Annotated in this window: 17 protein-coding genes; 14 read left to right on the top strand and 3 right to left on the bottom strand. The window is 50.0% G+C overall.

The genetic code is table 11. The features are described from left to right. Positions 1–70 precede the first annotated feature (70 nt). Both BN3772_RS13305 and BN3772_RS13310 read right to left on the bottom strand, forming a co-directional pair. Positions 71–1,441 (bottom strand): cryptochrome/photolyase family protein, encoded by a 1,371-nt coding sequence (locus BN3772_RS13305; RefSeq protein WP_042199961.1) that lies wholly within the window; start codon positions 1,439–1,441, stop codon positions 71–73. A 132-nt stretch (positions 1,442–1,573) separates the two neighbouring features. Next, on the bottom strand, positions 1,574–1,945 hold the full coding sequence (locus BN3772_RS13310; protein ID WP_042176344.1) for a hypothetical protein: 372 nt from the start codon (positions 1,943–1,945) through the stop codon (positions 1,574–1,576). A gap of 243 nt (positions 1,946–2,188) precedes the next feature. On the opposite strand from BN3772_RS13310, the gene BN3772_RS13315 reads away from it, so the two are divergent. The 5 genes from BN3772_RS13315 to BN3772_RS13335 are packed head-to-tail and all read left to right on the top strand — an operon-like array spanning position 2,189 to position 5,708. Then, positions 2,189–3,160, top strand: a complete 972-nt coding sequence (locus tag BN3772_RS13315) for an ABC transporter ATP-binding protein (protein WP_042199962.1) — start codon at positions 2,189–2,191, stop codon at positions 3,158–3,160. Beyond that, complete coding sequence (locus tag BN3772_RS13320; RefSeq protein ID WP_042199963.1) at positions 3,153–3,899, top strand: ABC transporter permease; 747 nt, start codon at positions 3,153–3,155, stop codon at positions 3,897–3,899. Before BN3772_RS13315 ends, BN3772_RS13320 begins: the two co-directional genes overlap by 8 nt. Next, entirely contained in the window at positions 3,899–4,279 is a 381-nt protein-coding gene (locus BN3772_RS13325) for a GntR family transcriptional regulator (protein WP_042199964.1), read from the top strand. Before BN3772_RS13320 ends, BN3772_RS13325 begins: the two co-directional genes overlap by 1 nt. A 2-nt stretch (positions 4,280–4,281) precedes the next feature. Continuing rightward, entirely contained in the window at positions 4,282–4,983 is a 702-nt protein-coding gene (locus BN3772_RS13330) for an ABC transporter ATP-binding protein (RefSeq protein WP_042199966.1), read from the top strand. After that, a complete protein-coding gene (locus tag BN3772_RS13335; protein ID WP_042199968.1) occupies positions 4,977–5,708 on the top strand; it encodes a hypothetical protein in 732 nt (243 codons plus the stop codon). Before BN3772_RS13330 ends, BN3772_RS13335 begins: the two co-directional genes overlap by 7 nt. Before the next feature lie 66 nt (positions 5,709–5,774). Here the strand turns inward: BN3772_RS13335 and BN3772_RS13340 are convergent, their stop codons facing one another. Then, complete coding sequence (locus tag BN3772_RS13340; protein ID WP_244444739.1) at positions 5,775–6,152, bottom strand: PilZ domain-containing protein; 378 nt, start codon at positions 6,150–6,152, stop codon at positions 5,775–5,777. Between the two features lie 124 nt (positions 6,153–6,276). On the opposite strand from BN3772_RS13340, the gene BN3772_RS13345 reads away from it, so the two are divergent. The 9 genes from BN3772_RS13345 (at position 6,277) to BN3772_RS13380 (ending at position 14,108) form a co-directional block, all read left to right on the top strand. Beyond that, entirely contained in the window at positions 6,277–6,882 is a 606-nt protein-coding gene (locus tag BN3772_RS13345) for a pentapeptide repeat-containing protein (RefSeq protein WP_042199971.1), read from the top strand. A 171-nt stretch (positions 6,883–7,053) separates the two neighbouring features. Further along, positions 7,054–8,685 (top strand): sensor domain-containing diguanylate cyclase, encoded by a 1,632-nt coding sequence (locus BN3772_RS13350; RefSeq protein WP_042199972.1) that lies wholly within the window; start codon positions 7,054–7,056, stop codon positions 8,683–8,685. Between the two features lie 409 nt (positions 8,686–9,094). Next, positions 9,095–9,892: a glycoside hydrolase family 73 protein gene (locus BN3772_RS13355; protein WP_042176363.1), complete on the top strand. Its 798-nt coding sequence runs from the start codon at positions 9,095–9,097 to the stop codon at positions 9,890–9,892. Positions 9,893–9,897: 5 nt separating this feature from the next. Beyond that, complete coding sequence (locus tag BN3772_RS13360; protein WP_042199974.1) at positions 9,898–10,179, top strand: holin; 282 nt, start codon at positions 9,898–9,900, stop codon at positions 10,177–10,179. 121 nt (positions 10,180–10,300) lie between these two features. After that, positions 10,301–10,723, top strand: a complete 423-nt coding sequence (locus BN3772_RS13365; RefSeq protein ID WP_042199975.1) for a hypothetical protein — start codon at positions 10,301–10,303, stop codon at positions 10,721–10,723. Between the two features lie 149 nt (positions 10,724–10,872). After that, complete coding sequence (locus BN3772_RS31260; RefSeq protein ID WP_197071804.1) at positions 10,873–11,007, top strand: sporulation protein YjcZ; 135 nt, start codon at positions 10,873–10,875, stop codon at positions 11,005–11,007. Between the two features lie 115 nt (positions 11,008–11,122). Next, entirely contained in the window at positions 11,123–11,575 is a 453-nt protein-coding gene (locus BN3772_RS13370; protein ID WP_042199976.1) for a GNAT family N-acetyltransferase, read from the top strand. Positions 11,576–11,663: 88 nt separating this feature from the next. Then, entirely contained in the window at positions 11,664–13,379 is a 1,716-nt protein-coding gene (locus BN3772_RS13375; protein WP_052380498.1) for an alpha/beta fold hydrolase, read from the top strand. A gap of 156 nt (positions 13,380–13,535) precedes the next feature. Continuing rightward, the gene (locus tag BN3772_RS13380) at positions 13,536–14,108 is read left to right on the top strand and encodes a hypothetical protein (RefSeq protein WP_157643593.1); all 573 of its coding nucleotides are present in this window, start codon (positions 13,536–13,538) and stop codon (positions 14,106–14,108) included. The last annotated feature ends 2 nt before the right edge of the window (positions 14,109–14,110 follow it).

Consider the following 14,110-nt stretch of genomic DNA (forward strand, 5'->3'; position numbering starts at 1 on the left):
ATTTCTGCTCTTTTAAGCCTACTTCTGCTCACCCTCCAAGCCTCATAACTGCCACTATTTCTTCAACCGCTCAGCCGCTGTTCACAGCCTGCTTGCTTCTTAATATCTCTTTATAGACATCTATCGCAAGCGCCCTTGAGCGCTTCAAATCGACAATCGCCTCCGGGCGTGGCAGGTGAATCTCCTTGTCGGACAGCTTGGACAGCTCTGGCATCCAGGTGCGGATGTAAGTGCCGACCGGATCATGAGTCTGCGACTGCGTGACCGGATTCATTACTCTGAAATAAGGGGAGGCATCATATCCGAGCGAGGAGCTCCACAGCCAGCCGCCGCGGTTCAGCACGTTATCGTAATCCGTAAGCTTCAGCCGGAAATAGCGTTCCCCGTAGATGAACGGGCAGCCGAGGTTTTTGGTCAGGAACATGGCGGTAATCATCCGCAGCCGGTTCGGCATCCAGCCGGTCTCGTTCAGCTGGCGCATAGCGGCGTCGATGATGGGGATGCCGGTAGCGCCGCTGGACCACGCTTCAAAGTGGTCTGTGCTAAGCAGCGACAGATCATAGGCCTTTTCATAGCTGAAAAAATCCGGGTCCAGCCGGGCCTGATACAGATAGAAATCCCTCCAGGCCAGCTGCCTCAGCCAATCCTCACCGCTCCTGCCGTCCTCCGTCAGCCGGCTATAGACGGTCCGTACCGAAACAGCTCCGGTATTCAGGTGTCTGCTTACCATGCTTGTCCCCTGCAGGGCGTATTGGTCACGTGTCCGTGTATACTGCTGCAGCCCGTCCTCAAAAAAATCATCCAGTATGAGGTCAGGGCTTATACTGCGGGCTGATAAGGCCAGCAAATCAAGCTGCCGGACAATCTCCACAGGCAGACTGAATTCCCGGACCGTCTCCTCGTCTATCGCGGCTGTATCCAGCTGCTGCAAGGATGCTGCGTAAGGAGGGCGGTAACGTTCGGCGAGAAAGCTGCGCCAGCGGCGGTAAAACGGTGTGAATACCTTATAGGGTTCGCTCCGGCCACTCCATTCCATGAAATCATTCAGGTCACAGAGCATACTGTCCTGACAGGAGAGCAGCCGTATGCCAAGCCGTTCTGCAGTCCTACTTAGCTGAGCCTCTCTTTTTAGCGCATAGGGGGTATAGTCGGCATGAGTCAGTACGAGATCTACCGGATGGACCTGCGCCAGCTTGGTAACTATAGCATCAGGCTCGCCGTACAGGATATGCAGCAGCTTGCCGTTCTGCGTATATTCTTCTTTTAATCTTGATACATGAGTAAGGAAGTTGATCCCGCTGTGTTCAAGATGCCGTCCGTTGCGCAGCAAAAATGGCTCAAGGATCAGCACATGCAGTGAACGGTCCCCGGCAGCCTGGATAAGATCAAAGGCCGGGAGATCATGGGTCCGCAGATCCTTGCGGTGAATGAATAGAATCATAGAGTCGGGTTCCTTTCCGGTGAAAAAAGAGATGAACAAGGTTCATTATCTATTAAACCATGATCTCAAAAATGAACAAGAGGCAGATCAGCGCAACCTTCTGCGCGATCCGCCTCAGCTTGTTGAATCTGGTTAAATTAAACGGTAGCCCGAGGGCAGATCTCCGGTTCTGCGGATATCACGGATCTGCTGGAGAGTCAGCCGCTGGTTGGTCGAGATGAGGGATTCGACATCGTTGCCGCGGATATAATCGTCCAGGTCACGGATGTTACGGTTGCCGCGGATTACCAGGAAGCTGCCTCTGAATCTTGTTCTGCTGAACAGGACGAGTGTGGCGTTGCTGCTGGTGGAGAAGAAACGCAGGCTCTCGATACCGTCAAGGATATTGTCCGTATTGCGGATGCCCAGGTTTCCGGTGTAAGTTCTTCTGCGGCCCAGGTAGTTCTCTTCCTCATAGACTCTCAGCCGCGGATAGGTCTGGGATATATGGACTGCTGGCTTCATTGTCATTCCTCCTAAGGTTATCGTCTTTAGATGCAATTCTATTCTATGTACCGCTGGCTTATCGGTGTGGTTGATAGACTACAGGGCGGACAATTAGGTGAACTGGCGGAAAGTAACACAACCAGGTCTGGTCAATTTTTTTATTTACAGGCTTTACTTGGCTAACTTCCTAGTGTACTATGTAACTAACACACCGATACATTAATTAAGAATTCAAGCGTTATAGGATAAAGGGAGGAAATTATGGAGCGGATAACAGCTAATCAGGGACAGTCGGAGATAAAAGGCGGCGTACCGGTTCTGCAGATGAACAAAGTCACGAAGATGATCAAAGGGAAGGCGATTGTGAATCAGCTGTCCTTTGAGATCGGTAGAGGGGAGATTGTCGGGCTGCTCGGGCCTAATGGTGCCGGTAAGACAACAACCATCCGTATGATGACCGGATTAATCAAAATGACTGAAGGGGATGTGCTGGTTCAAGGCCATAGCATCCGTAACGATTTTAAGCAGGCGATTGCCCATATCGGAGCCATTATCGAGAACCCGGAATTTTATTCCCATATGACCGGGCTGGATAATCTGCTGCAATACGTGCGGATGAGTGACGGTATCTCGAAATCACGGATAACAGAGGTTGTGGAGCTGGTGGGGCTTCAGGAAGCAATGAACAAGAAAGTAAAAGCCTACTCGCTGGGTATGCGCCAGCGGCTGGGGATTGCCCAGGCATTGCTGCATTCACCGAAGCTGCTCATTCTGGATGAGCCGACCAACGGCCTCGATCCGGCAGGCATCCGTGAGATGCGTGATTATATGCGGAAGATTGCTGAAGTGGAAGGAATCTCAATCCTGATCTCCAGCCATATGCTGGGTGAAATTGAGCAGATTTGCCACCGGGCGGTTGTGATCCAGAACGGTACACTGGTCAGAGTTACCCGGCTGGGAGCAGAGGCACAGACTGAAGGCGAAGTGGCGCTGACCGTTCGGGTTGATAACATTGCAGCTGCACAGGCCGTAATACAGGCAGAAGACGGAGTAAAGCTTACAGGTGCGGACGAACTTCACTCTGAGCTGAACATCAGGCTGTATGACCATAAGGTGCCGGAGCTGGTTGCTGCACTTGGTGCAGCCAAGGTCGGGGTATACCGCATCACAGAGCATAAGCAAAGTCTCGAGGAAGATTTCCTGAACTGGACGGGAGGAAACCGAATTGCGTAAATTTAATCTGCTGGTACTCAACGAATGGCTGAAAATATTCAAAAAGCGCTCCTTTTTTATCCCCTACCTGATTGCTGTGCTGTTCCAGGCGATGATCGCGTATATCAGCCATTCTTTTTCACCGGATTCATTCCCTTCTGCTGCTGCCTTCATCAAGGAAATGCTGCTGCCCACCGGATTGGGCCAGATCATAGCCATACTCGCGATCATTGGAACAGCGGGAATCGTCAGTAAGGAGCATAGTCAGGGTACAGTGAAATTTTTGCTGATCCGCGCCCGCAGCCGCACGGCCATTTTGGCCTCCAAATATGTAACGGTTCTGCTGTACGCCCTTAGTCTGACAGTTGTCACTGCTGCTTCAATCGTCATCTCAGGTATACTGTTGTTTCAAACAGGCGGCGGGGAGACAGGTATAGCAGATATTCTGCAGTCATTGCTGTACGGCTATGTATATACGGTGGTGTACGTAACCTTTGTCTTTATGGTTGGTGTACTGACCAATTCCACAGGTGTTACCATCGGGATCTCGATGTTTGCAGTTATGATGGACAAAGTTGTAATCTACCGCGATTTCTATAAGTACTTTTTGTTTCCCAACCTTGATTTGTCCATCTATCGGGGCGGGACTCCGCCGTTGCCCGGCATGACACTTGGCTTCTCCATTCTCATGCTGGCGGTTTACATGGCTGTCTTTCTGCTGGCAGGCTTCTTGGTGTTCAGACGAAGGGACGTTGCTTGATGACGATTGAATTTGACAACAATCAGCCGATATATCTTCAGATCATGAACTACCTCAAAGGCGAGATTATTACTGGCAAGCTGAAGCCTGGCGACAAAATCCCCTCAGTACGTGAGCTTGCCACTGAACTGCAGATTAATCCGAACACCGTGCAAAGAACCTTTCAGGAACTGGAGCGTGAAGAGATTGTGGAGACAAGGCGCGGCATGGGCAGATATGTAACCGGGAGGGAAGAGACGATTATGAAGATTAAACGGGAAATGGCTCAGGATATTCTGGACCGGTTCGTCCGCGGCATGCAGGAGCTCGGCTTCCAGAGTGAAGAGATTGTAAAGGCCGTTGCTGATAATATCGCTGCCAAAGAAAGCAGAGGGGTGTAAGGGTGGACAGCATACTTCAGGTACAGCAGGTTTCGAAAAAATACGGCTTCAAGCAGGCGCTGAATCAGGTTTCCTTTGAGCTCGGTGCCGGTAAAATTGTCGGACTGCTCGGCAGCAACGGCAGCGGTAAAAGCACAATCATGAAACTGATTGCCGGACTTCTCCGCCCTGGCTCAGGCAGCATTTCTGTGCTGGGGCTTCCGGTTGGCGAAGCGAGTAAGGCCCTTGTATCCTTCATGCCGGACCGGCCGCTGACAGAGAAATGGATGAAGGTAGGCGATGCGCTGAAGTTCATGGAGGATTTCTACGCGGATTTTGACCGGATTAAGGCACGCCGGATGCTGGAGTTCATGAAGCTCAGTGAAAAGGAGCGCGTGACCTCCCTGTCTAAAGGAATGAGCGAGCGCCTGCAGCTTACTCTTGCCCTTTCACGGAAAGCCCGGCTGTATATGCTTGACGAACCGATTGGCGGCGTGGACCCGGTAGCCCGGACCAAAATCCTCAATGCCCTGATGGAGTTTTATGAAGAAGACAGCACAATTCTGCTCTCGACCCACCTGGTTTCGGATATCGAACGGATTTTTGATGAGGTAATCTTTATAAAAGAAGGAGAAATTGTCTTGCACAGTGATGCTGAGAAATTACGGCTGCAGCGCGGCATAAGCATTGATGAGCTGTTTAAAGAGGTGTATGCGGAATGCTGAAGCTGATTCGTTATGATTTTCGGCGCAGCCGTGACAGGATATTGGCGGCAATGGTCATCTTAGTGCTGTTTCATATCGGGATCTGGTTATCCTCTGATTCTTCAGTTAGTGACACTGTATCCGCACACCTGGTTGCCTATTTCTCTATCGGTGCAGTTTTTCTGTTCTTCGCATCATTTAATTATAACCGTAATCTGAAATCCTATCAGCGGCAGCTCCTTCCGGTAAAAGCTTTGTACACCGTGCTTTCTCCGCTGTTGCTATACTGGCTGCTTCTTGTCTGCCTGCTGATCATCGGGCTGCTTCAGCTCGGCCTGTATATCCTGTTTTATTCGGCGGATTTTCTGCCGGCGAATTTTTGGACGGTGGCAGCGCGCAGTGTGCTGCAATGCACCTGGTCAGCCGGATTCGTTCTGCTTATGATCATGTTTGCCAGTACAGTAGCCAGAAGTATTCCGCTTAATAAAAAAATATGGGTTACCCTTATCATCGTGTTTGGTCTGCAGAGCGCAGTCGGCTATCTCGAGGAGCTGCTGTTCAGCAATTATTTTATGGGCATTGATAGTGCTTTCCGGTTCGAGATTGTAAAAGCTTCGGATATTCCGAGCGGGCTTGAAATGCTTTATGCAGGCTCCGGTCCGTGGCCTTTTTTCTTTGAAGCCGGTATTGCATTGCTGCTGATCTATGGGATGACCGTGCTTATTCAGAAAAAAACAGAGGTCTAAATATAGCAGGAACATAAAAGAGAGCAGGGCATATAACAGCGCTGCTCTCTTTTATGCACACAAATATTATTGAGCTTTCAGCCTGTTCGTCCATAGCTCCAGCTCACGCGCCAGCTGTTCATCCTCGGCCTCGCTGAGCTCAAGCCGCACCCCGTATTGAAACTGTCCGATCCCGAACATCCAGCCCCAGCGTACACTGCCTTCAAACTGCAGATTCTCTTCAGCCAGCCGGAAATGAATGATCAGCTTGGTATCGCCTGAAGTAAAGCGGAGGTTCAGCGAGGTGCGAACCTTACAGCCTGAGCGGCTGAGATCTAGCAGCACACCCTCGGTTAATTTGCCGGCGCCCGGACCGTTATTTCCTGCTGGAACCTCAAGCCAGCACTGGATCGGCTGGTTCATCACATATCGGAATGGTTCTTTTCTGCTGGAGTCGTCCATCATTTACCTCCGCCTGTTTTTTTGCTATTATAGCGGAATGGCAGATTGAGAACAATCTACTATAGTGCCATTTTTAAAAGATTCTTTCTAAAATTATTTTAACGGGAACAAAAGGGGCGTACGGATCATGTATCAGTATGATAATGAAAGCTTCCTCGAGCACAAATTTGATTATGCTGCTTTGCAGGACGGGGAGCTGAACAGCTGTACCTTTGAGCGCTGTTCATTTAAGGGGGCATCGATGGAGGAAGTGGCCACCAGCGGCTGCAGATTCATCGATTGTGATTTCTCGGGGGCACAGCTGAATGCTTCACTGCATAAGGGGGCGGCTTTTACAAACTGCAAATTTACAGGGGCTAATCTGTTCGTTGCCCGGTTTGTGGACTGTAAAATGACCGGCTCCGACTTCGCCAATGCTTCCATGGACGGCATTACGCTGGACGGCGGGGACTGGTCTTATACTAACCTCCGTCACGTTAATCTGACACGGCAGGATTTGCGGGGCATCCGGTTCACAGAGGCGGATATGCTGGGCTGCAATCTGCAGAAAAGCGATCTGCGCGGCGCTGATCTGAGCAGAGTACGGCTGAGCCAGTGCAAGCTTGACGGGGCAGATCTGCGGGATGCCAAGCTAGAGGGCATTGATCTGAAGAGCCTGGATCTCAAAAACGTGCGGATGGATGTCGAGCAGGCAGTGCTCCTGGCCCGATCTTTAGGAGCTAAGGTAGACTGAGAAGGTTAAGCGGAATAAGGCAGCAGCCCCGCTCTTTAAGGAGAGGAGGGAGCTGCTTTTTTTGTGTGATTAGAATCAGCAAAGGGATAAAATACATAATAGTACGCTTACTGCTGTACCTGTTTTATCCGATATATAATTAACGACTCATTTCGACAAGGGGACATGTCTATGTCATTTAACCTGCGGACTTTTTTTTCAGGCGCCTTCGCCGTCATTATTATTCTCCTTACAGCCCTGCTTATCTGGATTATCGGTAGCCAATCTACAAAATCTGTAGAACGGGGCATTGGCGGATCGCTCGCAGAAGAAGCTTATCAGATGGCTGAGAAGCTGGATCATTTCATGTGGTCACGCTCCGGTGAGGTGCAGGTGCTCAGCAAGCTTAACGCTTTTCAGGAGCCGTATGACAAGGAAGAAATCAGCGGCCTGCTTAACCAGTTGAAGAGCAGTCTGCCCGTATTCACCTGGGTGGGCTTTCTGGATACAGAAGGAAATGTGCTCTCATCCACAGATGATATTCTGGCCGGACAGAATATCAGCCAGAGGCCTGTATTTCAGGAAGGAATTAAAGACTTGTTCGTGGGGGATGTCCACGATGCTGTACTGCTGTCGAAGCTGCTGCCCAATCCCGGCGGTGAAGACTTGCAGTTCGTCGATGTCAGTGTTCCGGTATATAACAAACAGAATCAAACGACGGGTGTTCTGGCGGCACATCTCAGCTGGGAATGGTCACGTGAAGTCGAGCAATCTATCATGGCACCGCTGAAGGACAGGCTGAGCAATGTTGAGGTGCTTGTAGTCAGCCGCAAGGATGACACTGTGCTGCTGGGTCCGGACAGTCTGATCGGGACAAAGCTGTCAGATACAGCACTGCAAAGAGCACGTGAGGGTGAGAACTCATGGATAGTAGAGCAGACGAAGGGCAAAGACACTTATCTGACAGGATATTCTATCGGTGACGGATATCTTAACTACCCCGGCCTTGGCTGGACGGTCATTATCCGGCAGCCGGCAGACATTGCCTTCGCTTCGGTGCATCAATTTGAACGGTTTATTATATTGATCGGCCTTGCGGCGGCTGTGGTCTTCGGGATCATCGGATGGCTCCTGGCCGGCTGGATTTCCCGGCCGCTCCATGACATTTCCCGCACAGCAGATATGCTGAGCTCGGGCGCCTATGTGGAGATTCCTACCTCGGCCAGAATTAAAGATGTGGCTGTCCTCTCCGCATCTCTGCAGAATCTGGTTGATAATTTGACCAAAACAGAGAGCAAGCTCAGTTATATGTCTAATAAGGCTATGCATGATGCGTTGACCGGACTGCCTAACCGTACAGCGCTGAATGAATTTATGTCTCATGCGGTCAGCAAGGCTAAGCAGAACCAGTCTACACTAAGTATCCTGTATCTTGATCTGGACGGCTTCAAGAAGGTAAATGACTCATTTGGTCATGCTACAGGTGACGTTCTGCTGCAGCAGGTGGCGGGGAGGCTGCTCGAATCTACCCGTGATCATGAGATTGTAGCACGGCTTGGCGGAGATGAGTTCGTTGTCATCCTGCATACTTCAGCAGGTAAGCCGATGCAGGAAGCGGAGGTTGTTGCTACCCGAATAATCAAGAAGCTGAATCAGCCGTTCCTGATTGGTGGCGAGAACCTTCATATCGGCTGCAGTGTTGGAGCCGCTGTATGGTCACCGGATGCCGGGGAGCCTGACGACACGATGCGCCTGGCGGACGAAGCGCTGTATATCTCCAAGCGCAGCGGCAAAAACCGGATTACCTTTGAGGCGGCGAGCTGATTTTATGCACGAATTCGCCTGAACAGTAGAAAGCTCTTTTGGCCTGCAGCATGCTAGACCTGCCGCAGCTCAAAAGAGCTTTTATATTTGTGCAAAAGTGTATATAGGACGATTAGCGCAGTTTTTTACGCGGGTTAGACCACCATTTAATCCATAGGTTCTCCTCGTCGTCATGAAAGAACTTGATTCCAATCCATTTTAGAGGTGTCCACACCTCTTTAAAATAATATGAAGGCATAGTCTTTTATACCCTCCTTATAGTTAATTTTTACTATATATTACGCCTGAATTTATAGATTAACAAGACATGTCAAAAAAAAATAAAAATTTATATTAAATCAGAGTGTTCGCTATAAGCACAAGCCATCTTTCAAAAAGTGCATTTAATATAGGGAAAGGATGTGAGAGTATGACTAATGCCGAGTTTATTGCCCGGATTGTTCCTTTTGCGGTAGCGGATATGCAGCGCAGCCACATTGCCGCTTCGCTTACCATAGCCCAGGCTGCACTGGAATCCGGCTGGGGCAAGAGCGGACTGACGGAGAAGGCCAACAACCTGTTCGGCATAAAGGGCAGCGGACCGGCAGGAAGCGTAGCTGTCAGGACTACGGAATACATGAACGGCAAGCCTGTGCAGGTTACTGCAGCCTTCCGTGCTTATAACAACTGGGGTGAGTCGGTAGCTGACCATTCTGCGCTTATTATCGGCGGTGTATCATGGAACCGTAATCTTTACAGCAGAGTAATCGGTGTGGACGGACGGGCAGCGGCCAGGGAAATAGCTGCGGCGGGTTATGCCACTGACCCGAACTATTCGGCTAAACTGATTCAGATCATGAATACTTACAATTTATACCAATATGACGAAATCAAGGAGGATGATGAGATGTCGGCTGAAGACAGACAAAAGCTTGCCAGCCTGGAAACGGAGCTTAAAGACCTGCGTGTGTTGCTTGCCGCGCTTACAGTCAGCCGGGATACACTCAAAACCGGTGTGCAGGAGCAGGGGCAGTCGATTAAAAATGCAGCGGACCGGCTTACCGTGATCGAAGGGCGGGCGGTAATGAATGTACCGGCCTGGGCAGAGCCGGCAGTTAATGCTGCTGTTGCTGCCGGGCTGCTGGATACGCCGACAGGCGGAAGCTACGACTTCTACCGTCTGCTCACCGTACTTCACAGAGCGGGACTGCTGGTGACCGGGAGGTGAATGCCATGGTTAATGAGGCGCTTAACAATGTGTTAGCTTTCGCATCCGTACTGGCTGTGTTTGTTATGGCGCTTGTCCAGCTGGTGAAGAACAGTGTCAATCTTCCCAAGCAGCTTGTTCCGGCAGTAGGCCTGGCGGTCGGTCTTATTGTCGGAGCTGTTTCTTATCCGTTTACGGATATGCCGCTGGTGCTCCGGCTGTGGGCCGGCGGGCTGGCTGGCCTGTCGGCTACCGGTTTGTTCGAGCTTGCTTTTAACAAAAGAGACGGAACAACGAAGGACAAGTGATATACCCGGTAGTCGCCAGTGGCAGTAAGGTTGTACTTTTGCCTGCTGGTGATAAGAACAAGCCATCAAAGGCTGAAGTTAATATGATAAATTATGCCTGAGAAAAAAGGAGGTGCTCTTGATGGGAACTTATCTTGATGCCAGAACATCACAGAATGCCAGTACGGCGAACTCTATTGCCATTCCGATCCTGGTTATTAATACGCCGCAGCTATTTGGCCAGATCGGCCTGCTTACCGGGGGAGTTACGACGAATCCGCGTGCATTGCTGAAAGGCACAATCTCTGTGCAGGTTCCGCTCGCGCTTGTCGGAATAACCATTACCATCGTGAGGGGAACCGATCCGACCGATCCAGTTGTCTACTCTGCTACTTCTACCTTTAGCCTGAGTCTGCTGGCTCCGCAGGTTATCGCATTTTCAGCTGCTGACTTTAATCCTCCGGTGACGCCGCAGCTGACTTATACTGCATTCGTGTCTTCTAACCTGCTTGGAACAGTTCGTGTAGGTCCGGAGAGCTTTGACGGAATCCTGGTTTCTGACTAACTGCTGCCGACAGCGCAGCTTGCCATGCTTATACAGTATGGCAGGCTGCATCCAGGCTGTTTTCCCAAAAAAAGTCTGATTTGCCCAGTCTGCGCAGAGCCGTTATACATACTCTATCCTGTAGTCATCATTTTGAAGGAGGTTATCTCATGGGTGCAGATTGCGGATACGGCGGTAATGTTGGTGGCGCTAATGTAGGTCCTGTAGGTCCTTGGACATCTACTGGTGCGATTCTGGTTCTTTATATCCTGCTTGTTATTATCTTGAGTGCCTGCTTCATCTAATGGGGGTCCCCTATGCATGTTCCCGTTACAGCGGGAGCATGCTTTTTTTTTTGTTGCGACCTGCGGGTGCAGTTAGGGTATACTGGAGAAAAATGGCTGGAGGTATTGCAGCAAGATGATTATAAGAAGACTGGCTGAGCATGAGCATCCGCTGATAGAATTGCTGCTCTCAGCAGACCCTTGCCGTAAGAAAGTCGAGGCTTACCTGAAAAGAGGAGAGTGTTTTGCAGGATTCATAGATGACGAGCCTGCAGGTGTATTTGTGCTTCTTCCGACGAGACCGGACACAATTGAGCTGGTGAATGTGGCTGTGGAGGCTAAACATCAGGGCAGAGGAATCGGTAAACAACTGATTTTACATGCGGTTCAATACGCTGCGCTGCTTGGATACCGGACAATGGAGTTAGGAACCGGTAATTCGAGCGTGAATCAGCTGGCTTTATATCAAAAATGCGGTTTTCGTATTGTCGGGGTTGACCTCGATTTTTTTACAAGACATTATCCTGAGGTTATTTACGAGAACGGGATGATCTGCAGGGATATGCTGCGTCTGTCTAAGAATCTTTAACTCACAAACAACTATTTAAATAAAATGAACGATAATTGAGAGTTAAACGTATTACAAGAATAAAATTCAAAGCAGGGAGAGGTTGTTTATGAGAAAAAAAGCTGTGTTGATATCGGTCTGCGGTCTGCTGCTGCTTGGGGCAGGAGGAGTAACGCCTTTGGCACATGGTGCTAATATTCGGGCAGGAATTACCCTTAATAATGAGCCGTTCATTCTTCCGGAGGGAATGGACACCTTCTTGCACGGTTCAGAAATCATGGTTCCGGTTCGTCCTCTGGGAGAAGCTTTCGGTTATGAGGTCAAGTACATAAAAGGGCAGAACAGTCTGGAGCTCAATGGAAATAACCATTCTTTTGTTATAAAGCTTGATGAGACAACAGTTTACGTGGATGGAGAGGCTGGGCAGGATATTTTCGTTCAGCCGGAACTGAGAAACAGCCGGATTTATGTTCCAGTCTCCTTTTTCAGAGTGTTAGGGCTGATTACAACCAGCAATGCAGGCTCAGCCCAAGCCGCTGTCACTACTCCGCACAAGTATGCTGAGAACATTACAGTATTGCTTAGCGGCGGCAAGTATATGGAGCTGTGGCAGCAGACCTTCAGCAAAGACGTCCAGCTGGCATTTCCGGTATTAAAGCTGCAAGCCTTCTGGGAAACGCTTACGGGTACTCACGGTTCCTTTGTCCGGCTGGATTCAGTTAAAGCGACTCAGGAAGCAGATTATACTGTCATTCAGGCACCTCTTGTGTTTGCAGAAGGACGGCTGACCATGAACCTGAAGGTGGACAGCTCCGGCCGCCTGGCCGGTATTCTGTTCGGACCAGCATCAACAGCACCGGAGCTTTCGCTCCCGGCAGGACTCATTGAAGAGGAGACCGTTGTTGGTGCCGGAACTGCTTATCCGCTGGAAGGTGTGCTGACTCTGCCGGAGCATGCATCGGGTCCGCTTCCGTCAGTTGTCCTGGTGCACGGCTCCGGCTCCGCTGACCGTGACGAAACGGCTCTGGGCTACAAGGCATTCCGTGATCTTGCCTGGGGACTTGCCCGCCAGGGGATTGCAGTCCTCCGTTATGACAAACGGACGTTTACTTACGGACATCAATATGCAGGCGACAAGGCGGCAAGCCTGACTGTGAAAGAAGAAACCGTGGAGGATGCCGTACTGGCAGCCAAGCTGCTCAGACAAGACAACCGTTTGAATCCGGATCAGGTATACATCGCCGGACATAGCCTGGGCGGTATGCTGGCCCCGCGGATCGACGCTGCTGGCGGCGATTTTGCCGGACTGATTCTGCTGGCAGGCTCGCCGCGTAAGCTTTGGGAAATCGTCTATGACCAGAACATGGCGTTAATCCGGTCTATGAATGAAGGTGATCCGCTTAAAGCCCAGTCTGCTGCACTTATTGATGCTGAGGCTCAAAAGGCTAAAGCGCTGGATTCCTTGACCGCAGAGCAGGCGAAGCAGGCACCGCCGGTGTTCGGGATGCCGGCGAATTATCTGCTGGAAATGCAGCAGCATGATACGGCAGAGCTTGCCCGCAAACTGACCAAGCCGGTACTCGTGCTGCAGGGGGCGGATGATTTTCAGGTATATGCGGATAAGGATTATCTGCTGTGGAAAGAGGTGCTGAGCAATAATCAGGCAGCCGAGTTCAAGCTGTATTCCGGTCTGAACCATTTCTTTGTGAATTATGACGGGGCTGGTGCTGGAACAACCGATGAATACAATGTGCCGGGGGTTGTGGATGAGCAGGTCATTTCGGATATTGGAGGGTGGATCAGCAAATATAACAATAAAAATTAGAAGGATTCCAATTTAAATTTTATCTATACGAATATAGGTCTAAAGATATATTATAGAGTTAAAATGGTTACTAATTGATTTTTAGGCCGGGCGGTGTATGTGTTGTTGCGGGAAGTTGCAGGATTCATGTTTTTCTCAGCAGTTGAAGGGTTAGCTTTGTATTACTTAATCATGTGTTTATTCCGGTTTAAATGGAAAGGGCATATATGGCCGGCGATGTTCGTCATTCTGCTCAATAATCTTCAAAGCTATCTGGTGCGCAATGAGCTGAACATGGACAATGTTTCACCGCTGATTACCATTATTGTGTTTATTTTGTTTTTTGCTGCTGTTGTACGGATGCCTGTTGTTTTGTCGGTTATAGCGACGGTTTCCGGGTATGTTATTTTTGCGGCGGTGCAGACGGCACTGGTCTTTCTCCTGTTTGGATCACTTACTGCCGTCAATGAGAACCTGTATAGGGGGTATCTGCTGCAGACAGCGACCGCCATTGTGATTGTGGCAAGCTTCTGGCTGCTGTACCGCAAAGGCAAAGGCTTCACGTTTGATCTCGATAAGCTCAGGCTCAAGCTGGAGGATATTGTGCTTACGGTGCTGATCGTCGTCTTTTTACTGGCAATTTCGGTGCTCCTGCTATTTAATAATCTGCTGGTTAATATCGTGTTCTTCCTCGTAATGTCGGCGTTTCTGCTGTATTACTCTACTAAGAAGGAGCAAGAGGATGCTTGAAC

Source organism: Paenibacillus camerounensis (genome assembly GCF_000723885.1).
Classification (GTDB): Bacteria; Bacillota; Bacilli; order Paenibacillales; family Paenibacillaceae; genus Paenibacillus_AQ; species Paenibacillus_AQ camerounensis.